The 21313-nt window shown below is 39.6% G+C and carries 29 protein-coding genes and 1 tRNA gene; 25 read left to right on the top strand and 5 right to left on the bottom strand.

The window, feature by feature from the left end:
- The first annotated feature begins 211 nt into the window (after positions 1 to 211).
- From HCJ50_RS11245 to HCJ50_RS11270, 5 genes are all read left to right on the top strand, one after another.
- On the top strand, positions 212 to 1078 hold the full coding sequence (locus HCJ50_RS11245) for a hypothetical protein (RefSeq protein ID WP_185344417.1): 867 nt from the start codon (positions 212 to 214) through the stop codon (positions 1076 to 1078).
- A complete protein-coding gene (locus HCJ50_RS11250) occupies positions 1078 to 1245 on the top strand; it encodes a hypothetical protein (protein WP_185344419.1) in 168 nt (55 codons plus the stop codon). Before HCJ50_RS11245 ends, HCJ50_RS11250 begins: the two co-directional genes overlap by 1 nt.
- 480 nt (positions 1246 to 1725) lie before the next feature.
- Positions 1726 to 2913 carry a hypothetical protein gene (locus HCJ50_RS15820; RefSeq protein WP_260443758.1) on the top strand — a complete coding sequence of 396 codons (1188 nt, stop codon included), beginning with the start codon at positions 1726 to 1728 and terminating at the stop codon, positions 2911 to 2913.
- A 115-nt stretch (positions 2914 to 3028) separates the two neighbouring features.
- Positions 3029 to 3802, top strand: a complete 774-nt coding sequence (locus HCJ50_RS11265) for an isocitrate lyase/PEP mutase family protein (protein ID WP_185395696.1) — start codon at positions 3029 to 3031, stop codon at positions 3800 to 3802.
- Positions 3799 to 4851, top strand: a complete 1053-nt coding sequence (locus HCJ50_RS11270; protein WP_185395695.1) for a bifunctional transcriptional activator/DNA repair enzyme AdaA — start codon at positions 3799 to 3801, stop codon at positions 4849 to 4851. The genes HCJ50_RS11265 and HCJ50_RS11270 overlap by 4 nt, the downstream gene beginning before the upstream one ends.
- A 19-nt stretch (positions 4852 to 4870) precedes the next feature.
- Here HCJ50_RS11270 and HCJ50_RS11275 read toward each other — a convergent pair whose 3' ends face one another.
- Complete coding sequence (locus HCJ50_RS11275; RefSeq protein WP_185395694.1) at positions 4871 to 5509, bottom strand: pentapeptide repeat-containing protein; 639 nt, start codon at positions 5507 to 5509, stop codon at positions 4871 to 4873.
- A gap of 130 nt (positions 5510 to 5639) precedes the next feature.
- Between HCJ50_RS11275 and HCJ50_RS11280 the strand changes: the two genes are divergently transcribed.
- Together HCJ50_RS11280 and HCJ50_RS11285 are read left to right on the top strand one after the other, a co-directional pair.
- Complete coding sequence (locus HCJ50_RS11280) at positions 5640 to 6581, top strand: NAD(P)-dependent oxidoreductase (protein ID WP_185395693.1); 942 nt, start codon at positions 5640 to 5642, stop codon at positions 6579 to 6581.
- Between the two features lie 83 nt (positions 6582 to 6664).
- A tRNA-Lys gene (locus HCJ50_RS11285) sits at positions 6665 to 6737 on the top strand.
- A 105-nt stretch (positions 6738 to 6842) separates the two neighbouring features.
- Here HCJ50_RS11285 and HCJ50_RS11290 read toward each other — a convergent pair.
- The 4 genes from HCJ50_RS11290 to HCJ50_RS11305 form a co-directional block, all read right to left on the bottom strand.
- Positions 6843 to 8000, bottom strand: coding sequence for a site-specific integrase (locus tag HCJ50_RS11290; protein ID WP_185395692.1), 1158 nt, complete (start codon positions 7998 to 8000; stop codon positions 6843 to 6845).
- A gap of 79 nt (positions 8001 to 8079) precedes the next feature.
- Positions 8080 to 8823: a hypothetical protein gene (locus HCJ50_RS11295; RefSeq protein WP_070783172.1), complete on the bottom strand. Its 744-nt coding sequence runs from the start codon at positions 8821 to 8823 to the stop codon at positions 8080 to 8082.
- Between the two features lie 24 nt (positions 8824 to 8847).
- Positions 8848 to 9375 (bottom strand): ImmA/IrrE family metallo-endopeptidase, encoded by a 528-nt coding sequence (locus HCJ50_RS11300; protein WP_185395691.1) that lies wholly within the window; start codon positions 9373 to 9375, stop codon positions 8848 to 8850.
- A 15-nt stretch (positions 9376 to 9390) separates the two neighbouring features.
- The gene (locus HCJ50_RS11305) at positions 9391 to 9726 is read right to left on the bottom strand and encodes a helix-turn-helix domain-containing protein (protein ID WP_085621348.1); all 336 of its coding nucleotides are present in this window, start codon (positions 9724 to 9726) and stop codon (positions 9391 to 9393) included.
- Between the two features lie 277 nt (positions 9727 to 10003).
- Here HCJ50_RS11305 and HCJ50_RS11310 point away from each other — a divergent pair, with 277 nt between their 5' ends.
- From HCJ50_RS11310 to HCJ50_RS11395, 18 genes are all read left to right on the top strand, one after another.
- Positions 10004 to 10201: a helix-turn-helix domain-containing protein gene (locus HCJ50_RS11310; protein ID WP_085621341.1), complete on the top strand. Its 198-nt coding sequence runs from the start codon at positions 10004 to 10006 to the stop codon at positions 10199 to 10201.
- A gap of 2 nt (positions 10202 to 10203) precedes the next feature.
- Complete coding sequence (locus tag HCJ50_RS11315) at positions 10204 to 10482, top strand: hypothetical protein (RefSeq protein WP_185395690.1); 279 nt, start codon at positions 10204 to 10206, stop codon at positions 10480 to 10482.
- Positions 10483 to 10495: 13 nt separating this feature from the next.
- Positions 10496 to 10696, top strand: coding sequence for a helix-turn-helix domain-containing protein (locus HCJ50_RS11320; RefSeq protein WP_038406398.1), 201 nt, complete (start codon positions 10496 to 10498; stop codon positions 10694 to 10696).
- Positions 10689 to 10964, top strand: coding sequence for a hypothetical protein (locus tag HCJ50_RS11325; RefSeq protein WP_070783177.1), 276 nt, complete (start codon positions 10689 to 10691; stop codon positions 10962 to 10964). The genes HCJ50_RS11320 and HCJ50_RS11325 overlap by 8 nt, the downstream gene beginning before the upstream one ends.
- Complete coding sequence (locus tag HCJ50_RS11330; RefSeq protein WP_070783178.1) at positions 10961 to 11236, top strand: hypothetical protein; 276 nt, start codon at positions 10961 to 10963, stop codon at positions 11234 to 11236. Before HCJ50_RS11325 ends, HCJ50_RS11330 begins: the two co-directional genes overlap by 4 nt.
- Before the next feature lie 24 nt (positions 11237 to 11260).
- Positions 11261 to 11803 carry a hypothetical protein gene (locus HCJ50_RS11335; protein ID WP_185398478.1) on the top strand — a complete coding sequence of 181 codons (543 nt, stop codon included), beginning with the start codon at positions 11261 to 11263 and terminating at the stop codon, positions 11801 to 11803.
- The gene (locus HCJ50_RS11340) at positions 11800 to 12129 is read left to right on the top strand and encodes a DUF3310 domain-containing protein (protein ID WP_077916388.1); all 330 of its coding nucleotides are present in this window, start codon (positions 11800 to 11802) and stop codon (positions 12127 to 12129) included. Before HCJ50_RS11335 ends, HCJ50_RS11340 begins: the two co-directional genes overlap by 4 nt.
- Positions 12122 to 12352, top strand: coding sequence for a hypothetical protein (locus HCJ50_RS11345; RefSeq protein ID WP_038406402.1), 231 nt, complete (start codon positions 12122 to 12124; stop codon positions 12350 to 12352). The genes HCJ50_RS11340 and HCJ50_RS11345 overlap by 8 nt, the downstream gene beginning before the upstream one ends.
- Positions 12340 to 12531, top strand: a complete 192-nt coding sequence (locus HCJ50_RS11350; protein WP_085621335.1) for a hypothetical protein — start codon at positions 12340 to 12342, stop codon at positions 12529 to 12531. Before HCJ50_RS11345 ends, HCJ50_RS11350 begins: the two co-directional genes overlap by 13 nt.
- A complete protein-coding gene (locus tag HCJ50_RS11355; RefSeq protein WP_185395687.1) occupies positions 12528 to 13238 on the top strand; it encodes a hypothetical protein in 711 nt (236 codons plus the stop codon). The genes HCJ50_RS11350 and HCJ50_RS11355 overlap by 4 nt, the downstream gene beginning before the upstream one ends.
- Position 13239: 1 nt before the next feature.
- Positions 13240 to 13761, top strand: a complete 522-nt coding sequence (locus HCJ50_RS11360; RefSeq protein ID WP_185395686.1) for an NUMOD4 domain-containing protein — start codon at positions 13240 to 13242, stop codon at positions 13759 to 13761.
- The gene (locus HCJ50_RS11365) at positions 13761 to 14945 is read left to right on the top strand and encodes a DUF2800 domain-containing protein (protein ID WP_185395685.1); all 1185 of its coding nucleotides are present in this window, start codon (positions 13761 to 13763) and stop codon (positions 14943 to 14945) included. The genes HCJ50_RS11360 and HCJ50_RS11365 overlap by 1 nt, the downstream gene beginning before the upstream one ends.
- 17 nt (positions 14946 to 14962) lie before the next feature.
- Positions 14963 to 15550, top strand: a complete 588-nt coding sequence (locus tag HCJ50_RS11370) for a DUF2815 family protein (RefSeq protein ID WP_185395684.1) — start codon at positions 14963 to 14965, stop codon at positions 15548 to 15550.
- Entirely contained in the window at positions 15547 to 17481 is a 1935-nt protein-coding gene (locus tag HCJ50_RS11375; protein ID WP_185395683.1) for a DNA polymerase, read from the top strand. Before HCJ50_RS11370 ends, HCJ50_RS11375 begins: the two co-directional genes overlap by 4 nt.
- Before the next feature lie 10 nt (positions 17482 to 17491).
- Positions 17492 to 17659, top strand: coding sequence for a hypothetical protein (locus HCJ50_RS11380; protein WP_185395682.1), 168 nt, complete (start codon positions 17492 to 17494; stop codon positions 17657 to 17659).
- 10 nt (positions 17660 to 17669) lie between these two features.
- Positions 17670 to 18080 (top strand): hypothetical protein, encoded by a 411-nt coding sequence (locus HCJ50_RS11385; RefSeq protein WP_185395681.1) that lies wholly within the window; start codon positions 17670 to 17672, stop codon positions 18078 to 18080.
- 13 nt (positions 18081 to 18093) lie between these two features.
- Entirely contained in the window at positions 18094 to 18231 is a 138-nt protein-coding gene (locus HCJ50_RS11390; protein ID WP_260443757.1) for a hypothetical protein, read from the top strand.
- Between the two features lie 336 nt (positions 18232 to 18567).
- Complete coding sequence (locus HCJ50_RS11395) at positions 18568 to 21006, top strand: virulence-associated E family protein (RefSeq protein WP_187127555.1); 2439 nt, start codon at positions 18568 to 18570, stop codon at positions 21004 to 21006.
- The last annotated feature ends 307 nt before the right edge of the window (positions 21007 to 21313 follow it).

Consider the following 21313-nt stretch of genomic DNA (forward strand, 5'->3'; position numbering starts at 1 on the left):
ATAAAAATATGTATATGAACACAAAATGTGACTATATCATAAATTATTTTTACGAAATAGTCAAAACGTGTTTAAAAAAATGACGATTTTAAACAAAAACAGTCATTCATGACAAGAATCGGACATTTCATTACATTTTTGGTTATACATGTGATTAATTTGTTATTATGTTTGTGAAACTAAATACATATTAAGAGGGAGAGAAAACAACATGAAAATGAAAAAATTTGTAATTTTCTTTATTATTGGAGTTTTAGGGATTTCTATTGTTGCGCCATCGGTTGCAAACGCTGGTCGTATAGTGGACACGCCATATGGTCAGATTAAAGAAGAATGCATTGATGGGAAAATTGTGAGCAGTGAAGAAGATTTAGCAAATATAATAACTAACATTGATAATCATTATAACATTTCAATGTTAACGTATGATGATAGAGAAAAGCTTTATGCTAGTGCATATGATTTAGCTTCCCCTGATATTATCCAGTCTTATGAACAGAAAGTTACTAGTAAGCTTGTTGAAAATACCGAAGGATTGACTGAAATTGATGAAGAAACAATAGATAAGGTAGATGAATATGTACAGTTATCAGCGTCTGGATACAAATTGAACTTACCGTCAGAAGTTAAAAATGAAATGACAACTGAAACGTATGAATCTATTGTAAACAGTATAAATAACAGTAATCAATTCGTAGCTGAAGAGGGAGTTATAATTGATGAAGAGAATAAAGAAGCTTCTTATGCAGTAAGTGATACATCCATTTTAAGGGAAAATGGTGAAACACCTATGTTAAGGGCAAGCGGGGTCTCAAAAGTAAAAACATATTGGTGGGGCTATAAAATATATATGAGTAAGACGCTCCTGCGTTATGCTGGTGGTGGTTTAACTGGGGCGGCAGGGTACATGGTTAGTAAATTAAAATTAAGATATCCTATTGCTATCGCAGCAGCAGCAGCTATGGGGATGGCTGGTGTTTTAGGAACTAGTGCTAAGCATGGTTATGTGGTGAGAATTACAAGAGTTAGTATACCGTATGGCCCTAAATATATTGTGACTGGAGTGTGGCGACAATAGTGGATAAAAAGAAAATTATAGAGTATGTGGTTGTTGCTGTTGTTATTTTAGGTTGGACATACCTGGTAGTAATTAAGGAAATACTTCCTAAAAATGTAGGGTTCATCTCATTAGTTATTTTATCTATTATTCTTTATTTTGTAGGTAATAAGCTTAATAAAAAATGATAAAAAAGAAGCATTGCAGGGCGACCTAAGCTATATTCAGCAGATGCGAAAGAGCCACAAAAACAGGCTGTCTATCATCAAATAGTTAAAATGATAAATTATGGAATGGTCATAAAGGATATCGCGAAAAAAATAGAGTAACTAGAACGACGGTGTATAGAATTAAAATTGAAGAACTTAACGAAAAAATAATTAATATTGATGATTGAACAAAACCTGTAGTTGTTTCTGGGAAGATAACTATAGTGGAATGGAAACATTTTTCCGAATAGGAATTATAAGGTGTCAATTGATTAAGTTTGTACCCTTGAAATTAATTGGTTTTCGATGGGAGCCCTAATGGATTTCGCGATACCAAAATGAACAGGACTTTGATAATTCAAGATTCCTTGGAAGCGAACATGATTCCACCTACTGACGTAATCAAAAATAATAAACACGTTTCTATAAAAATATCCACATAAAAACGGAGGATTTTCATTGAAAATAGACCTAGAACAAGTATATACACTAAACTTCACGATGAGATTAAGGGCAGATCCCTTGGAAAATAAGAGGTTTTTAAAATGGAGTTTCTTAATAATTTTCTTTTTGAATTTAGGGCAACAAGTCTTATTGGAAGATGTATCAGGTAATTTTGGTTCGCCTAAAATAACTTCTAGCATGCTTGCTGTTGCGATAGCATCATATTTTCTGCTATCTCCAAAGAATTTGACCGTAAAATATCAAGCAACTCAGTATTTACTATCTGCTTTTTGTTTACAAGGGGTCATATTTACATTGGCAAAACTCTTCTATACGTCATTCTTTTATGTACTTCAAAATGAAATAACCCTTGATATGAGAATTCTGTATTTTGCCAACGTTATTTTTTTAACGATATGGCTGATAATTTTTATGCTTTCTTGCTTTTATTTTAAGAAGAGATTACTACGAGGAGATTTTCGGGAAGGCTCAATGACACAAAAGAAACGTAGTAATAATGACGGACTGAATTTAAGTATAAAGAGTTTAATATTTATAATTGTTTTTTCCTGTCTACTACTCGTAATGCGTATAGTTGGAGAAGATATAAATAATATATTGTTGGCGGTAATACTTCTTATCATGATGTTTATCACTTTAGGAGGAATAATGCTATTTCCAGAATACTTACTAACTGCTTACTGTAAATATAAATTCCCAGAGTTTTTTGTAGAAGTTTATGGGAAAATAGAGGAAGAAGGATTATACTTTGAACATTGTTTGACATACCAAACTAGAAGTAAATTAGACTATTGGCATTTTCCGCTTGAGGATTTAGAAGAAATAGTTATCAAAAATAATATCAATCAAACTGGGCCAGTGTTCTTTTTCATAAAAAAACCATTTAAGAAAAAAACCTATTATGAATTTAAATATTATTTACCAACAAATCAAAAAGTAGAATTAAATAATGATTTATTTGGGTATGAATCCATCGAAGTCGCAGATGCTCTTAAAACACGTGATACGAACAATGTGGATTTAAAGTATATGCGAAAGCGAATGAAGCGCTACGCTAGAGAAAGAAAATGGAAAATAAAAGCGGATGAATTATATGGGGTTATTTTAAATAATTCAGATGAAGTCATATTTGATTTTTATATTCCATTGATAAAAACGATTAACCAACGTAAAAAGTTTTAAGAAAAATCAAGTTTGTCAGCAGACTTGATTTTTTACATTGGTGTTAATTTTACTGGTATACTTCGATCAAAATTCCATTATAGTAAGTCTATCTTAACAAATGGAGTTGAAAACAATGATAAAAAACGAAGAAAAATTAAAAATGCTACACCAAAAAAAGGAACCGCTAATTTTATATAATTGTTGGGATGTTTCTTCTGCTCGAGCGATACAAGCAGGCGGGGCAAAAGCCATGGCAACAAGCAGTTACGCAATCGCAGAAAATCTTGGAGTGGCAGACGGAGAGCGACTAACTTTTGACGAAATGTTCCAAGTTCTATCACGAATTGCGGCAAATACACCACTCCCGCTAACTGTAGACATCGAGAGTGGTTATGCTGAAAATCTTAATAAACTTGCCAAAAACACTGAACGCCTACTTGAAATTGGAATAGCTGGTATAAATATAGAAGATCAACTCATGGGTGCTACCAATCCCGCATTATGCAGCACGGAGGAATATTGTGATAAAATCAAGGCAATAAAACAAACGGTAGCTAAAAGAAATGCGAATATATTTATAAATGCACGAACGGACATCTTTTTCCAGGGACGAAAAGAGACAGAAGCGCTAGTAAATGAAGCAATCAAACGAACAAAAGCATATGCCAAAGCAGGTGCAGATTCGATTTTTATTCCAGGGTTACTATCGCCGCAATTAATCCGTACTTTTGTCCAGAAATCTCCATTACCAGTCAATGTTATGCTAATGGACGGAATGGTTTCCACCGCTGAACTAACAGAAATCGGCGTAAAAAGAATAAGTTACGGGCCAAATAGTTATTTTCAGGCTAATTTAGCGATTCAACAAGCAGCGGAAAAGATTTTCGGAGGAGTTGAAAATGTATGATTACTAACTCGCGAGATATTGATAAATATTATGAAATGTTAGTAGAGAAAAACTCGAATTACGAAGGAGTATTTTTTGTTGGGGTGAAGACAACCGGGATACTTTGTAGACCAACTTGTCCGGCGAAAAAGCCACTAAAAGCAAATTGTGAATTTTTTAGTACAGCTAAAGAAGCACTTTTGGCATCTTATCGACCTTGTAAACGTTGTGAACCACTTTCAAATCCAACAAAAATGTCGCCAGCTGTGAAGTTGCTTGTTGATGCTATTGAAAAAAATCCGGAGAAGAAGTGGACGGATAAAGATTTTGATGATTTGTCAATTAGTGCAAATACGGCACGACGCCAGTTTCAGAAGCGATTTGGAATGACATTTATTGAATATGCTCGGTCGCGTCGCTTGGGGCTTGCCTTTAAACACATTCGAAATGGTGAATCAATCATCAATGCGCAGATGGATAGTGGTTATGAGTCAGGAAATGGATTTCGCGATGCTTTTTCAAAAACGATGGGAGATGTTCCTCATAAATCAAAGGACATCACCATTTTATACTCCGCCTGGCTTGAGACGAAACTTGGCTCGATGTTGGCAATTTCAGATGAGGACCACTTGCTACTTTTAGAATTTGTTGATCGAAAAGGTTTGGAAACAGAAATAAAAAAATTGCGCACACGATTAAAAGCAGGAATTTCACCTGAAAAAACAGATGTTATCAAGCAAGTGGAAGCAGAATTGGCGCTATATTTCGATGGGAAGATTGTGGACTTTAAAACACCAATTCGCTACATTGGTTCCGCTTTTCAGCAAAGTGTTTGGAACGAATTGAGGCGGATTCCAATTGGTGAGACGATTTCGTATAAAGCACTTGCGGAGAAGCTTGGAAAACCTACTGCAAGTCGCGCTGTCGCAAGAGCAAATGGGGCGAATCAACTATCGCTAATTGTTCCGTGTCATCGAGTAATCAATAGTAATGGTGCATTAGGAGGCTATGGTGGCGGACTTGCTCGGAAAGAATGGCTTATCAATCATGAAAAGATGGTTCCGGAATGAAAGGGAGCCATCTTTTTTATCATTTTATGTGAATTCCAAATAGTGGCATTAAAGCCGGGGCATGAGAATAACTAATGTTTACCCCTTTTAAATCTTGTGGTAGGGCAGTGATAGACTCAAAAATGCAAGAGCTAATATCAATTCCACTCAGCGTACAATTTAAAAACTGTGCTTTATTTAAATCAAGACCTTCTAAATATGTATCAACTAATTGCGCACCACTAAAATCACTATTTGTATAAGCGCCAGATTCAAACAAAACCCATTTTAAATTAGCATAGCGAAAGGCGATATAATCCGCATAACAATCATCAAAAACACAATTTCTAAGTGTCGCATCGCTGAAATTCACCCCAATTAATTTGCAATTTTCAAATCGAACGCGGTGGATGACAGCTCCCATCAAATCTAAATTCGACAAGTCGCAATTTCTAAAAATCACATCTGTTAAATTCGCACTTACAAGAGAGACGGAATCAAACACACAGCCTTCAAAGATAATTGTTTCTAATTGAAAATGTTCGAAAATTTCTCCTGTAAGCAAAGTTCTTTTAAAGATTTTCTCACTCACTTCCCCAATATCTTCAAGCACGTATGTATCGTCTGGATAGACCGTCAAATCTCCATCCGGAATCCGCGGCGCAGTAATTTTTTTCATTTTTCTTACCTCACTTTCACTTCTATTATAGCTTATATTGTTTGGAATTGGGCTGAAAAATCATTTACCTTTCCTAAAAAACGGCTTACAATGAGTTTAGATGAAAAATGGGATTGGAGGATTGAACGAAATGACTGCAAGCGTATTAGTAACGGGAAAATTACTACCAGAAACAATGAAAGCACTAGAAAAATGGAAAATTGAAACACTTTTAGGCGATGATTTAACAGAAACTGAACTAATCAAAAAGGTGGCGGAGGTAGATGCAATTATTTGCCCGCTTTCCACACAAATAACCGCAAAAGTTTTAGAAGCCGCAAAAAATCTTAAAATCGTTGCGAATATTGGTGCAGGATTTGATAATATTGCTGTGAATAAGGCGAAAGAATTAGGGGTTGTGGTAACTAATACCCCGGATGTATCAACAGAAGCAACTGCTGAATTAACATTGGGGCTTATTTTGGACGTAGCCCGGAGAATTTCTGAAGGAGACCGTCTATGTCGTGAAGCACCTGAGAAATTTACAGGCTGGGCACCGACGTTCTTTTTAGGCACGGAATTAAGTGGAAAAACCCTTGGAATTATTGGCTTAGGTAGGATAGGACAGGCAGTTGCAAAACGAGCAGCCGCTTTTGGAATGAAAATTATTTATTCTGGGCATAATCCGAAAGACTACAACGCCGAATTTGTTAGCCAAACCGAATTGTTAAAACAGAGTGATGTAGTAACAATTCACGCGGCCTACAATCCTGATTTAAAGCATTTAATCAATGAAAAAACGCTCCAAATGATGAAACCCAGCGCATTTTTGATCAATGCAGCTCGTGGGCCGGTTGTCGAGGAAGTTGCACTCGTAAATGCATTGAAAAGTGGAGAGATAGCTGGGACGGCGCTAGATGTTTTTGAATTTGAACCTAAAATTGGCGCAGCGTTACGAGCCTTAGATAATGTAGTTTTGACCCCGCATATTGGTAATGCAACTGTCGAAACTCGCACAGAAATGGGACGAATGGCGATTTCAAATGTCGAAGCTGTATTAGCCGGAAAAGCTCCCATTCATCCGGTTTATTAGAACAGTAAAAATAGCCGTGGTTAGACGCTGCGGCTATGTAATTTTGCTAAATTATGATATAATATTTTTTGTCGGAATACGACGGGTTGTTAGCTCAGTTGGTAGAGCAGCTGACTCTTAATCAGCGGGTCGTGGGTTCGAACCCCTCACAACCCATATTGGAAAACCGTTTAGGCCGTGGGGCTTAGACGGTTTTTTTATCTGAATTAGTTTACATTAATGTGGGAAAATAGCTTCCGTGGGCAGAGCGTGGGCAGAGAATCATGTAAAAGGGTTTTTAAATGTATTTGCAGCTTCTTGTTGTTTCTCTTTCAGAACGTGGGAATAGATGTCTGCTGTTGTGTTAAATGACTTATGGCGTAAACGCTCTTGTATCACTTTAATATCGAGACCGCTATTCAACAAAAGGGTAGCAGAAGTGTGCCGTAAGTCGTGAAAACGAATAGATGGCAAGTCATGCCTTTCTATTAGTCTTTTCCATCGTTGGTAATAGCTGTCTGGTCGGAATGGTTTCCCGTTAGAATCCGCAAATAAGAAGTGATGTCCCGCCCAACCCCCGGTACCTGGCAGCGTTAAGGGTCTATAGCTTTCGAGCAGTGCAGAGAGCCATGTCGGAATATCTACTCTTCCAGTCTCTCCGTTTTTAGTCTCAGACTTGATGCTCACGCCTTCGCCAACAATCGTGATAGCTGTTTGTTCGAATAGTATTTCATTCTCGACAAAGTCAATATGTTTCCATTCCAACGCCGCTAACTCAGCTTCTCTGCAGCCTGTCACTAATGCTATATAAATCATTGCTTGCATTTGTATAGGCTCTTTTGCTAGTGCTCTATCTAGCTGAGCGACGTTTTCAGGTGTGAATATGCTGGGTGGTCGTTTTTTAACCCTCGGAAGCTTAATTCCTTTTGTGGGATTTGCTGTTAGAACTTTCCACTCCACTGCTGTCTCTAACACTGAGCTTAGCGCAAAATATATATGTCGTACTGTTCTAGCTGAAAGCACTTCTCCTGTTACTAGATTGGCGTCGGGTTTCTGTAACTTGTCTATCAAATTTACGATTTGTAGAGTAGATAATTTATTCAACTGTATACCGCCGATTTCCGGGTACAATCTTCTTTTAATCTGTGAGTAGTATTCGTTATATGTTTTGTAAGCAAGATGCCTTTGTGCGTGTTTCGGTAGCCACTCTTTTTCTACAAATTCCTTGAAGGTGAGCCTAGAAGGGGCTTCATATCCATTCCTTTCTAACTCTTCAATAAAGCGATTGAGCTCTTTCTCCCTTTCTTTTGCACTCTTCGTTTTTGTCATCTTAGACCGTTTAATAGGTGTGCCTTTCTCATTGTAGCCTACAGTTACCCTCAGGCGCCAGCCCGTTTTTAACTTCTCAATAGAGCCAACGTATCGTTTTTTGTTTGCCATTTCTTTTCACCTCCTTTCAATTAGGAATGTATGTTCGGTTTTCGGGCTGTAAGGACCCCAAGAAAAGAGTCCTGTGGAGTTATTTTAATTTGATGTTCATGCTCATTAGCTGAGAAGACGCATTGGTCGCACTGATTATGTATTTGTTAGTCTCGTATTCCTTAGAAAAAACGCCATCTTGGCTAATCAGCCAGTCCATGTAATCAGCGTAGTATGGGACATCTTTCTCGATGCCAAGAGCTGTTAACATATAAAATCCGTAAAAATTGTCACCACCAGAAAACGCATATTCAGTTAAGTTAAAATCGTCGTCATAATAAGCAAAAACACGGCTCCCTGTAGGGACATCATTTAGGAGTAATTGAAGATAACCACCTTTAGTATTTTCTAGGAAATCAGCATTTTCGTCAATTTTAGTCATACCTTTTTTGGAAACTATCGTATTGTACTTGGTTATAAAGTTTTTGGTTTCGGAAGGTATCTGAGCTATATTATTAATTGGGGGTTTGACTGCAACAGTAAATAAGTTCCAGTGCCCGTCCTGTAAACTGACTTCAACATCAAAGTCTTTGTTTTCATTGCTATCATTGCTCATTTCTATATTGAAGGAACCATCTTTTTTCACATTAACGGATTTGCCTTCAAGTGTTACTTGTGCCCCTTTTTCTGTTTTACCGGTTAGCTTAGCTTTGCCATTAGGGTCTGCTTGTACAATATCTTTTTTAAACGGGGTTTTTATGTTTGTGTCTTTGACGGAATCCGTCCCGCAAGCCCCTAGGAGTAAAACCAATCCTAGCAGTAAAATTCCAATTCCTTTTTTCATTCTCGCTCGCTCCCTTTTGTTATGCTATATGATTTTATTTGAGTAAGCCAAATCCGTGTTATCTCTATAATGACAAAGCACATTGTCTTCTATTTTCTTTAACCGTCGCTTTGCTAGATTTGCAGAAACACCAAAAAGGTCTACTATCTCCATTATACAGTCCTCTGACGAGAAGTCTACCATACCCAACATATGATAGGGAATTCGCAGGTACATGCTCATCTGTTTAGCTTGCTGCTCCTGCATAGCCTTTTGTTGCCTGGTCATTTGCAACTGATTCCCCGTATGCTCTAACCAATGCGCTAATTCATGAAAAAAGGCCTCTTTGTAATCCTCGCCTCTTAGTCCACGGGACAGTACAATCCCAAAATTACCGAATGCGACGGAAGGGAAGTCCATTTCCATCACTAAGACATTATACGCAATTTGTATTTTTTCTGTATCCAGTTGTGTAGGTTTAGTTATGTTGTGCTGGGTCAAACTCCCAGACATGCGTAGTTCCATCGCTGTTGGTTTGTAGTGTTTTATATAATCAAACTTAGAAATAGCCATCTAGTCATCTCATTTCTACATGTTTTCGAATTCATCAATCTTACGTTGCGCCTCTTTTAATGCTCTGATTATGCCCTCCACTTTTGCAATATCTTCTGAGGTCAACCCTTCCACATCTAAGAATTGCGCATCCTCTAACCCTTCTAACGGGTTTTTTATGTCTGTTCTTCCTAAAAGATAATCTACAGAGACATTGAAGTAATCAGCTACCTTTTGAAGCTTGTCGGTAGAAGGACTACTTTTTTTCCATGTGTACATGGAATTTTTTCCAAAACCAAGGTCATCTTCTAGTCTTGAGATTGGAATTCCCTGCTCATCACTAATTTTTTTTACTCGTTCAAATGCGGTCATACCAACCATCCTTGTCCACTTAAAGATATAATATACATAATTATGTAGAAAACACTTGCGTTCTATATAATTATAGAGTATACTCTATCCATAAGCTAATTTAATACGCTAACAGCGCAACAAACAAAAGCCAAAATATCAAGCTCCCCAGCAAGGTATGGCAATGTAGTAGGCTTATTTAGCTATGCCCTTATTCTACATTATTATGTAGTTTATGTCAACATTAGCGTATTGGATTAGCGGATACTATAGAAAAAGCAGGAAAGGAGATGACATAATGCCTGTGCAAAAACTGAAAGAGCTGGTTAAGATTGCACTTATCCGTCGCGGGATTAGTCAAGCAGAATTAGCTAAAACGATTGGTATTTCCCCTACGTATCTATCAGATATTCTAAATGATAATCGTAGTGGCAAGAAAGTAGATGATATTAAAAATCAAATCACAAAATTACTTGAAATCGACAAGGAGGCATAAGAATGAAAATCATTGAAGAGTTTAAAGATTACATTATCAATCACAAAGGAACAACACCGATATTTAATTTGCAACACGTGTATAGATTCCCTAATAACTATGGGGCAAGCGTTGTTTCAGGACCATATACTTATGGTATTGAGTTAGCTGTTATCCTTTTCGACAACGAGGATTGGCACATAATATACGACACTCCGATAACAAATGATATTTTAGGTTATCTAAACGAAGTCAGCTTAAAACGAGCTTTAAAAGATATTTATGACTTACCAATTAGGTAGGAGGTGGGCTTAGATGGAGATTAGTCAATTTAAAGAAACCATGACAGCTCAAGAGGTAGCGGAGTACTTAGGTGTGACCCGTCAGACTATTTACAAATGGGCAAATTATGCGGGACTACCAAATAAGCAAATGTGTGGAAGGGTAAGACTATTTAGTCGAAGTCAAATCGACGAATGGGTTAAATCAAACAAGGTAGGTGCATCGAATGAATGAGCTAATTATGTCTAAGAAATTAGTTAGAGGACACGTAGTAGAATTTTATAAAATAGCGAATAGAAAAGTAAGATACGAGCTAAAAAAAGGGCAAGATGCATTAAACTATGGTCCGTTTAACTCGCTACTAGAAGCAGTAAATCATTTCAAAGCAGAATACCGGGAACAAGAGTCAATTAGCAGAAAACGAACAGAGGAGCAAGAGCTCATTGACCAGTTTAATGCATGGGATGGCGATGTAAACGATATGGAGGGGTTCACTTTATGACAGGTGAGGAGCTTATAAAGCTAGATGTGTTATCAGAGAAGCTGAACAACGCTAAACACGAACTTCAAGCATTCAGATATGCGTCGCAAACTAGAAACAGAAAAGTGCTGACTAAAGAGCTTGCAGTAGAATTTGCTTCTAAGTACGGCACATGGCTGGTCACAAACACGGAGCTAGCAATCCAACAAAGTTCACGCATTCTAGAGCTAGAATTACAGGTTGAGGCCTTAAAGGCAGAACTTGAAGTTTGGAAAGGTGAGGAATCAGAATAGTGAAAATAGTAGGAGGCAGAGTAAATGACAATTTATAAAAAAGATTTACGTGAAATTGTTGAAAAAGGTTTGAATTTGGCAATTAGTAATGAGTGTGAAAGCTGGAAGCAATATCAAAGACGCATGTTAACAAAATACATCGAGCAGAATAAGTTACAAGATAGGATAGATATATTCCATAAGAATTTATGTGCGTTACAAAAACAAGCGGGAGAGTTACGAGAAGCAATTCCGAGTTGGCGTGGTCCTTTTGTGTGGGTGGATGATTTTCGATACTATGACACATCAGACGCGATGCTGGAGTTTGTAATAGAAGGTCTCCTATTCGAAAACATACAAGAAGACTATGACCTTTGGTTACAAGACCATCGGGATAAAAAGAAGGCAATTAGAGATGAATATGAAAAGTTAAATGGTCAGCTTACTAGTTTGAGCCCAGCAAAAGGCTATGACTTACTTCACGAGTTGGGTTTTGATGTGTCTGGTATAGATGTAGCTAAACAAAAGAATGAATTAGTAACTGTAGCACTCAATAAAAGTCTATTAGGGGTAGGTGTCAGTAAATGAGTCAAGATAACATAAATCCACAACACTACCAGCAAGGCGGTATACAAACCATTGACGTCATGAAGGCAAAACTCACACCGGAAGAGTTTAGAGGACACTTAAAAGCAACGGTAATAAAGTACATCACTAGAGAAAGTATGAAAGGCGGTATTGAAGACTTGCAAAAAGCGCAGTGGTATCTGGATTATCTCATTGCTTTTAACACTAACGTCCCATTTAAGTCACGTGCAGAAATTGACGAAATACTAGACGATTATGACAAACTCGAGACTGGAATCAAAGACCTACAAGACCGCATGATGCTGGAGGGTGAGACTAATGAGTGAGATAGAATCTCTTGTTGCTATAGCTTTTCTACTGATAGCCTTTGCAGTGCTCTGCTATTTAGTAGGCTATGCAGATGCAGTGAAGAAAACGAAGGGCGGTGGTCAAATTGAAAGTATGAAAAAAGCCCGTAACGAAGCGGCAACTTCGAAAACGAGCATACAGAAATTAGTATCTAAACATAATTTAACACGGATGGAGGCTAAAAGCAAATGGTCCAAGTAGGGGATACCGTAGAAATACAAGACCGGTCAGGAATAGAAAAAAGGGCAATAGAAGGTCAGTGGTGTTGCGTGCTTGCGGTCATGTGTGATGCCCTTCTAGTAGAAGATACCACTGGCGATAGATTCTCTATCCCAGCTAGCCAAGTCAAATTAATAAAAATGGAGGAATACACAAGATGAGATTAACTTTTGATATTGAAACAGTAGATGATGCGCTGGAACTGCAAAAGATTTTAAAAGTACTTTCCACAGAAGGGGAGCTAATACAATTCTCTACGGAAGATTCTAAATCAGAGATAGCTACTAGCAAAGAACAAGAGGAACAAGAACAAGAGGAAGAAGAGCAGGGGCAAGAAGAACAAGAGGAAGAAGAGCAGGGGCAAGAGGAACAAGAGGAAGAACAAGAGGAACAAGAGGAACAAGAGCAGGGGCAAGAGGAAGAGGAGCAGACACTCACGCTTGCAGATGTGAAGAGAGCCGTCTCTCGATTTGAGGGAGGAACAAAAAATGTACAAGTGAAATTTGTGATGGTTACTGCTTTCAAAGTTACAGCTCTAAATAAACTAAAACCTTCCGATTATCAGGACTTTATTGAGATGCTAGACGAACGCGAAAAAGAGTTTGGTCTTAGTCAAAACACGGACAAGGATGCTTCCGAGAATGAAGATAGGAATAAATCCAAACAGAATACGTCATATGAAGAGGTGCTTACCCTAGACGCTTTGCGTGTGATGGTTCGTCCGTTTGTTCAATCCAAAAACAATAAGGCTGTTAAGAAAATCTTGCGTGGAAACTTCGGCGTCGAGGCTATGGCCGAATTGGACGAGGAAGATTACCCTGCTTTTGTCGCTGAACTTGAAAAATCGAAGAAGAAACTAGGTCTCTAAGATGCCCGAATTATGGAGGGATATTGAGTCTTATGAGGGGCTTTATCAGGTTTCCAATTATGGCCGTGTAAAAAGCCTCAACTATGCACGAACAGGGAAGGCTCGAAACCTCAGACTTGGAAAGCATAGACAAGGCTATCGCGAGGCCCATCTGAGCAAAGAGGGGAAGACTAAGATTTTCAAAGTGCACCGTCTTGTAGCAAGTGCCTTCATCCCCAATCCAGAAAATAAAAAAGAGGTGAACCACATTGATGAGGTTACTAGCAATAACCATATGGATAATTTGGAGTGGGTCACACCTAGCGAAAATATGAATCATGGTACTAGGAATAGGCGTGTAGCAGCTAAAATATCAATACCAATTGTTCAGATAGATATGTCTGGCGAGGTGGTACACCGTTTTGCATCAGCTGCGGAAGCGGGCAGGCAGGGATTTGATTCGAGCCATATTGTTAAGTGCTGTAGGGGCATACTTACTACCCATAGGGGCTACTGCTGGGAATACGAAAGGGAGGTGATTTGATGTCACCAAATAGCCATGCCAAGCTGTCAGCCTCGGGGTCGAGTCGATGGCTAAACTGCACGCCGTCCGTTGCCCTTGAGGCAAAGTTTCCAGAGCAGGGCAGTGGTGGGGTTTATGCGCAGGAAGGTACACTGGCGCACAGCTTTGCAGAGCTGTTGCTTCAAAAGTTTAATGGCGATGTGGACAAGGCGAAATATGCTAGAAAGCTAAACCGTTTAAAGAAAAATAGTTTATATGATGCTTCGATGATTGAGCATGTAGAAGTTTACACAACTATTGTAATTGAGAAGTTTCAGGAAGCTCATGCAGCAGACAAAAACGCAGTTCTTTCTATTGAGCAACAGCTGGACTATTCCGACTATGCAAGAGGTGGGTTCGGTACAGGTGACGCGGTAATCGTAGGCAATGGTGTGGTTGAAATTGTAGACCTGAAATTTGGAAAGGGTGTTCCTGTTTCAGCAGAGGAGAATAGCCAGCTCATGCTTTACGGTCTTGGCGCATATAATGCTTTCGAATTGGAGCACACGATACACACAGTTCGAATGACTATTGTACAACCTCGCTTAGACAGCGTGACTGAATTTGAGATGGAGGTAAGTGATTTACTTGATTGGGCAGAGAACGTCGTAAAACCAGCGGCACTACTTGCGGATGCGGGAGAAGGCGAACTAAACGCAGGACCTTGGTGTAAATTCTGCCGAGCACGCAAAATCTGTAAGGCCCGTGCTGAGGCTAATCTTGCACTAACAAGCTATGACTTTAAAGACCCGCGCTTATTGCAACCAGAAGAGATAGCAAAGGTGCTTGGTCAGGTTGCAGAGTTGAAAAGTTGGGCGGAAGATGTTAAAGATTTTGCACTGAAAGAAGCAGAGGTTAAAGGCACGGAGTTTCCGGGGTGGAAATTAGTCGAAGGTCGGAGTAATCGGAGGTATGTTGACGCAGAAATGGTACAAGGCGTTTTAGAGTTAGAGGGCTACTCAGAAGAGGAGTTACTTAGCAAAAAACTCATCAGTATAACAGATATGGAAAAGCTAATCGGTAAAAAGCAAGTTGGAGTTATTTTAGGTGATTTAATTGAAAAGCCACCTGGAAAACCAACACTTGTAATTGAAAGTGACAAAAGGAAAGCAATTAAATTGAAAGCAGGCGCAGCGGATGACTTCGCTGACGACTTAGAAAATTAAGAGGAGATGTTGTAAAAATGGTAAAAGTAAAAACAGGTAAGGTCAGATTTAGTTATGTGCATGTGTTTGAGCCATGGGCAGGAGACGAAAGTCAGGAAAAGAAATACAGTGTTTGCTTAATTATTGACAAAACAGATAAAAAGACAGTTAAAGCTATTAAATCTGCAATTAAGGAATTGAAAGAGAGCAAAGAGGCAATCACTGTCTGGGGAGGCAAAAATGGCACAGCTCCAAAAAACCTAAAAACGCCGCTTCGTGATGGAGACGAAGAGCGTGACGAAATGGAAGAATTCGAAGGCAAGTATTTTGTCAATGCAAATAGTAAACGTCAACCCGGCGTAATTAACAAAAAACGGAAAGAACTAACAGCGGAAGAGTTCTACAGTGGCTGTTATGGTCGCGCTAGTATTGACTTATATGCATATAACAGTAATGGAAGCAAAGGCATCGCGGTAGGTTTGAATAATTTATTATTCCTAGAAGATGGTGAACCACTTGGATTCAGTGCGTTAAGTGCAGAGGATGACTTTGACGACGATTTGGATGATTACGATGATGACTTTGACGACGACGAAGAGGATGACGAGGACGAAGATGACCTATGAGTCAAAAAACACTGAGTATTGATATCGAGACCTACTCAGGTCGGGACATCAGGAATTGTGGTACCTATGCCTATGCGGAGGATGAAGCTTTTGAAATCATCCTCTTGGCATATGCCTATAGCGACGATAAGGTTGAAATTGTAGACCTTACTATCGATGAACTACCCGAGCATGTACTCGACGATTTGACAAACCCGGATGTACTCAAGACAGCACATAACGCTAATTTTGAAAGGACATGCCTCGCTAAATACTTTAATTGTGAAATGCCCCCAGAGCAGTGGCGGTGCACGATGGTACATGGTACTTTACTAGGATTACCTGCAAGTCTTGACATGATGTCTAAAGCGCTCAAGCTAAATCAGGAAAAAGACAGCGAGGGGAAAGCGCTTATAAGGTACTTCTGTATGCCTTGCAAGCCGACAAAGGCTAACGGTGGCCGAACACGAAACTACCCCGAACATGCTCCGGAGAAGTGGGCTAAGTTCATGGAGTACTGTAGACAAGACGTGATAGTAGAGAGGGCTATATCTAAGAAAATATCTAAATTTCCTTTTCCGATAGAGGAGCAACGTAATTGGGAACTGGACCAGCGGATTGTCGATAGAGGGGTTAAAGTAGACATTTCTCTTGTAAATCATGCTATCGCATGCCAAGAGTGGTATCAAGAACGCTTGTTTAAGAAAGCGAAAGATCTAACAGGCTTAGAAAACCCGAACTCTGTTGCTCAGCAAAAAAGCTGGTTAGCTGGGAAGGGTTATCCAGTCACTAGTTTAAATAAAGAATCTGTATCTAAACTGCTTGCAGATATGAAGCTTGACGAGGATGTAAGAGAGATGTTGCTACTACGTCAAGAGATGTCAAAAACAAGCATAAAGAAATATGAAAAAATGAAACATGCAAGATGTAATGACGGACGGATTCGAGGCTTACTACAGTTCTATGGCGCTAATCGAACCGGACGTTGGGCGGGGCGACTAGTTCAAGTACAGAACCTTCCTAGAAACTATATCAAGGACATTGATGAGGTCAGAAAAGACTTGAAAATAGGTGATTATGAAGCCTTCGAGATGATGTATAGTAGTGTGCCTGATGTACTCTCACAGCTCATCAGAACCGCTTTTGTTGCGGAAGATGGCTATACCTTCGACATTACCGATTTTAGTGCCATCGAAGCACGTGTTATCGCGTGGCTTGCAGGTGAACAGTGGCGATTAGATGTATTTAACAGTCACGGAAAGATATACGAAGCTTCGGCTTCTCAGATGTTTCATATACCTATTAACGAAGTGGACAAGAACTTACGTCAAAAAGGGAAAGTCTCAGAGCTCGCTCTTGGCTATAACGGCGGCGTGAATGCGTTAATTGCTATGGGTGCATTAGAAATGGGACTTCAAGAGAACGAACTGCAAGGCATTGTGGACGCTTGGAGAAAGGCGAGCCCAGCGATTACTAAACTGTGGCGAGGTGTTGAAAACAGAGCGAAGACGGCAATCGCAACGCGAAAAAGTCAAAGGTATAAAGGACTTACCTTTTATTACAAAGCAGGCATTTTGTTCATCCAGCTTCCGAGTGGACGCGACTTGGCTTATTTCAAAGCTAAGCTGGTACCCGGCAAATACGGCGAGCAAATATGCTATGAGGGGACCTCAGAAAAAGGTTGGCACAAGCAACACACTTATGGTGGTAAATTAGTCGAGAACATTGTTCAAGCAATAGCGCGGGATTGTTTAGCGGTCTCGTTACAACGAATTGAGGATGCAGGGATTAACACAGTTATGCACGTGCACGATGAAGCTATCACAGAAGTTCCAGTATCAGAGAGCTCGATAGAAAAGCTAAATGCGATACTTGCGGAACCAATTCGCTGGGCACCGGATTTGCCATTAAAGGGCGATGGGTTCTCATCTGCTTTTTATATGAAGGATTAGGAGTGAAAACATGACAGAATACGCAATGTACCAAGGAGACGATCTACTAATAATTGGCACATTAACAGAACTAGCAGAATTTAAAGACGTGAAGCGTGAAACTATATTGTTCTACGCTACGCCTTCTTACAGAAAAAGGACGACAGAGAAGGGGCTAAGAGTTATAAAACTGGATTAGGAGGTTAGACATGCAAAAACAAAACGTGTACAAAGATGACGTAACTACCAATGACTTATCAACGGCTCTGTGGTTGTATGAAAAAACTAACAGAGACTTACAAAAGGCAAAAAATAAATATCACAAGTGGACAGAAGATGAAGACGCATATCTTGCCTATTTTGCTTATTCCAACGATGCAAAAATACAAGATGCAGCAGACTACTTAAAGCGCACAAGGGACAGTGTAGAAAATCGACTTTCTTATTTGAGAAAACATAATAAAGCAACGTATATGGTCCGTCCGTGGAGCGAAAAAGAAGATGAATTTATTAAAAAATATTATGCAACCGTTAAAACGATACGGATAGCAGAACGTCTTAGAAGGAGCCCAAGCGCAATAAAAAGTCGGGCGTGGGCGTTAGGTGTAAATAAAAAATGAAGAAGGAAGCAGAATGACACTAACAACGGACGTAATAAATAATTTACTAAATGTCAAAGAGTCATATCAAGCTTCTGACGCCTTGATGAAAATGTTATTTGACAAAAAAGCAAGTGCCATTTCTGTGAATTTAATAAAGGAGAGTAGGTAATAGATGAATATAATCAAAAAAGGTGACAGAGTTCAGACTGTAACGGATACAGAGTGCAATAGGGCGGATTTGCAGGGTTACGCTAAAATCCCAAAAGGAACCCTTTTATACGTAGATACGATACTAAACCATAAATTACTAATTGTCTCACTTCCTGATGATGACGAACAGAGATATATGCTTAATGTATCAAAGGTATTGGTAGTTAAATATGAGTGGGAGGAGGTATTAAAGGGCCTGTAGTTATCGCTACTATCTCCCTAATAATAGCGATAATAAGCTTAATCTATAAACTAAATAGCTAGCAAGATAATTGTAAAGAAAGGAGGTTAGTAATTGAATGCGAAAGATATTGCTGTCTCCGCAGATGGCAAACTGACCCTAGCGGTCGGAAAAAGCCGGAAAGAAAAAGCATGGAAGAACGAAGGGATCTCATGGCAAAAGGTGCTTGAAAAAATAAGTCAAACAACCAGAACGAGCGAAACTATTGACGAGTATTTGCAGATGTCTAAAGCAGAGCAATCTAACATAAAGGATATTGGTGGGTTTGTAGGTGGCACGCTGCTAAAAGGACGACGTAAAGCCGAAAACGTGAAGTGGCGGCAATTAATCACACTAGATGCTGATTTTGCAGCACCCGGTCTTTGGGAAGAAATAGAGCTATTCTATAACTTTGCATGTGCTGTATACTCTACACACAAACACACAGCTGAAAAGCCACGATTGCGGGTAGTTATCCCGCTAGCAAGAGCAGTTACACCAGATGAGTATCAAGCGGTTAGTAGAAGGATTGCAGCCGATTTGGATATCGACGTATTTGACGATACGACTTATCAGCCTCACCGTTTAATGTACTGGCCGAGCACCGCAAAGGATGGCACATTTGAATTCCACTATCAAGATGGTGAATGGCTAAACCCAGACAGAGTGCTGGACCGCTACGATGATTGGACAGACCCATCGTTTTGGCCAGAGTCATCAAGGCGTGAAAATGCACGTAAAAAATTAGCTGATAGGCAAGGAAACCCGTTAGAGAAACCCGGCATTGTAGGAGCTTTCTGTAAAACGTATATGATACAGGATGCCATCGAGACCTTTTTGGCGGACAAGTACGAGCCGACAAATGACGGGCGATACACCTATACGGACGGAAGCACAGCAGGCGGATTAGTGTTATATGAGGATGGGCTATTTGCTTATAGCCATCATGGCACCGACCCTATCTCAGAGAAGTTAGTGAATGCATTTGATTTAGTACGCATTCACAAATTTGGCGCACAGGACGATGACGCACAGGAAGGAACTCCAGTCAATCGCTTGCCTTCTTTCTTGGCCATGGCGGACTTTGCGAGAAATGATGATAATGTTAAGGAACATCTAGTTGAGTCGTCGCTTACAAGTGCCTTAGAAGATTTTGCGGACATGCTAGATGAAGCGGATGAGGAAATCGAAGAAGTAGATAAAAGCTGGATGAAGAAGCTAACACTAAATCGAAACGGAAAAATAGAGTCTACTGCACCAAACATTTTAAGAATTCTAGAAAATGACCCGCATTTGAGAGGGAAATTTGGCTATAACGAATTTAATTATCGCATGTCTATTCTTGGCAATGTGCCTTGGAGGAAGACTGCTAAAAAGGTAGAGGAGAAGAATGACCTAGATGATAGTGCTTTGCGAAATTATCTAGAGTCTGTATATCAAATTAGCGGCAAGGAAAAAATTAAAGATGCGTTAAGAGAGGTCATGCACCGTCAACGGTTTCACCCTGTGCGAAATTATTTAAACGAATTAGAGTGGGACAAGAAAAAGCGACTTGATACACTATTGATTGATTATCTAGGTGCGACTGATTCGGAGTATACAAGAGTTGTGACGCGCAAGACGTTTGTGGCCGCGGTGGCTAGGGTGCAGGTTCCTGGTATCAAATTTGACCAGGTTCTCACATTAACAGGTATGCAAGGGATTGGGAAAAGTACATTACTAGATAAGCTTGGGAGAGAATGGTATTCGGATAGTCTAGAAGATTTACATGGAAAATCAGCGTATGAGCTTTTACAAGGGTACTGGATAATGGAGCTGGGTGAATTGTCTGCTTTGAATAAAACAGAAGTAGAGAAAGCAAAAGCATTTATATCAGCAAGAGAAGACCGCTTCCGTGTCGCCTATGGTGAGAACGTACAGGGCTTTCCACGACAGTGCATTTTCATAGCGACTACAAATGACAACACGTTTTTGCGGGACGGAACCGGAAATCGGCGTTTCTGGCCTGTAGAAGTGCAGGGGTTTGGTAAGAAATCGGTATTTAAGGATTTGCAAGAAGACGAAGTAAACCAGATTTGGGCGGAAGCCTTTATCCGATTTAAAGAAGGGGAATCGCTTTATTTACAAGGCGAACTAGAAAAACAAGCGAAGATACAACAAGCTAAATTTACGGAATCAAATGCATTAGAAGGCCTCATCCGTGAGTATCTTGAAACGCCAGTTCCAGCGGATTGGAGTGAATGGAACGCACCAGCTAGAAGAGCCTTTTTAAAGGGCGAAGACTTCGAGGAAGTGGAGCAAGATGGTTTAGTGTTGAGGGGCAAGACGTGCGCAATGGAGATATGGTGCGAAGTGCTGGATGGCGAAGCAAAACAACTGACAAAGCAGAAAGCACGTGAGATAAATGACGCACTAAGAAATATTGAAGGCTGGGAAGATAATCAGGGCGTTTTACGCTTTGGGAAGATATACGGAAGGCAACGGGCTTTTACTAGAAAAACTTTACCAGAGTAAAGAAGTTTGTGAAATTTGGGTGTCAACAAAGGGCGTCAACAAACGGGCTAAATGTCAACATTCTAGGACTTTTTACCCGTCAACATAATTTTTCTTTGTTGACACCCTTTGTTGACGGGTAAAAGCTTACAGCCCGTAAGGTTCAACCCTTAGCGTCAACAAAGTAACAATATTTATATATATAAGAGTAGTTTAGGTGTATTATGTGGGCGCGAGACGCCTGTACACGCCTATACACGTATATAGTATAAAACGAGCGTTTTTTTGTTGACACCTATGTTTTGAAATGTGAAATCTAAAAGAGGTG

It is taken from the genome of Listeria immobilis (assembly GCF_014322765.1).
Classification (GTDB): domain Bacteria; phylum Bacillota; class Bacilli; order Lactobacillales; family Listeriaceae; genus Listeria; species Listeria immobilis.

Coding starts and splice junctions, on each gene's coding strand:
- HCJ50_RS11245 (WP_185344417.1), top strand. CDS start 212: ATGAAAATGAAAAAATTTGTAATTTTCTTTATTATTGGAGTTTTAGGG.
- HCJ50_RS11360 (WP_185395686.1), top strand. CDS start 13,240: ATGCCCGAATTATGGAGGGATATTGAGTCTTATGAGGGGCTTTATCAG.
- HCJ50_RS11280 (WP_185395693.1), top strand. CDS start 5,640: ATGACTGCAAGCGTATTAGTAACGGGAAAATTACTACCAGAAACAATG.
- HCJ50_RS11365 (WP_185395685.1), top strand. CDS start 13,761: ATGTCACCAAATAGCCATGCCAAGCTGTCAGCCTCGGGGTCGAGTCGA.
- HCJ50_RS11295 (WP_070783172.1), bottom strand. CDS start 8,823: ATGAAAAAAGGAATTGGAATTTTACTGCTAGGATTGGTTTTACTCCTA.
- HCJ50_RS11340 (WP_077916388.1), top strand. CDS start 11,800: ATGAGTCAAGATAACATAAATCCACAACACTACCAGCAAGGCGGTATA.
- HCJ50_RS11275 (WP_185395694.1), bottom strand. CDS start 5,509: ATGAAAAAAATTACTGCGCCGCGGATTCCGGATGGAGATTTGACGGTC.
- HCJ50_RS11380 (WP_185395682.1), top strand. CDS start 17,492: ATGACAGAATACGCAATGTACCAAGGAGACGATCTACTAATAATTGGC.
- HCJ50_RS11315 (WP_185395690.1), top strand. CDS start 10,204: ATGAAAATCATTGAAGAGTTTAAAGATTACATTATCAATCACAAAGGA.
- HCJ50_RS11270 (WP_185395695.1), top strand. CDS start 3,799: ATGATTACTAACTCGCGAGATATTGATAAATATTATGAAATGTTAGTA.
- HCJ50_RS11390 (WP_260443757.1), top strand. CDS start 18,094: ATGACACTAACAACGGACGTAATAAATAATTTACTAAATGTCAAAGAG.
- HCJ50_RS11330 (WP_070783178.1), top strand. CDS start 10,961: ATGACAGGTGAGGAGCTTATAAAGCTAGATGTGTTATCAGAGAAGCTG.
- HCJ50_RS11325 (WP_070783177.1), top strand. CDS start 10,689: ATGAATGAGCTAATTATGTCTAAGAAATTAGTTAGAGGACACGTAGTA.
- HCJ50_RS11310 (WP_085621341.1), top strand. CDS start 10,004: ATGCCTGTGCAAAAACTGAAAGAGCTGGTTAAGATTGCACTTATCCGT.
- HCJ50_RS11290 (WP_185395692.1), bottom strand. CDS start 8,000: ATGGCAAACAAAAAACGATACGTTGGCTCTATTGAGAAGTTAAAAACG.
- HCJ50_RS11350 (WP_085621335.1), top strand. CDS start 12,340: ATGGTCCAAGTAGGGGATACCGTAGAAATACAAGACCGGTCAGGAATA.
- HCJ50_RS11300 (WP_185395691.1), bottom strand. CDS start 9,375: ATGGCTATTTCTAAGTTTGATTATATAAAACACTACAAACCAACAGCG.
- HCJ50_RS11305 (WP_085621348.1), bottom strand. CDS start 9,726: ATGACCGCATTTGAACGAGTAAAAAAAATTAGTGATGAGCAGGGAATT.
- HCJ50_RS11265 (WP_185395696.1), top strand. CDS start 3,029: ATGATAAAAAACGAAGAAAAATTAAAAATGCTACACCAAAAAAAGGAA.
- HCJ50_RS11320 (WP_038406398.1), top strand. CDS start 10,496: ATGGAGATTAGTCAATTTAAAGAAACCATGACAGCTCAAGAGGTAGCG.
- HCJ50_RS11385 (WP_185395681.1), top strand. CDS start 17,670: ATGCAAAAACAAAACGTGTACAAAGATGACGTAACTACCAATGACTTA.
- HCJ50_RS11335 (WP_185398478.1), top strand. CDS start 11,261: ATGACAATTTATAAAAAAGATTTACGTGAAATTGTTGAAAAAGGTTTG.
- HCJ50_RS11375 (WP_185395683.1), top strand. CDS start 15,547: ATGAGTCAAAAAACACTGAGTATTGATATCGAGACCTACTCAGGTCGG.
- HCJ50_RS11355 (WP_185395687.1), top strand. CDS start 12,528: ATGAGATTAACTTTTGATATTGAAACAGTAGATGATGCGCTGGAACTG.
- HCJ50_RS11345 (WP_038406402.1), top strand. CDS start 12,122: ATGAGTGAGATAGAATCTCTTGTTGCTATAGCTTTTCTACTGATAGCC.
- HCJ50_RS11370 (WP_185395684.1), top strand. CDS start 14,963: ATGGTAAAAGTAAAAACAGGTAAGGTCAGATTTAGTTATGTGCATGTG.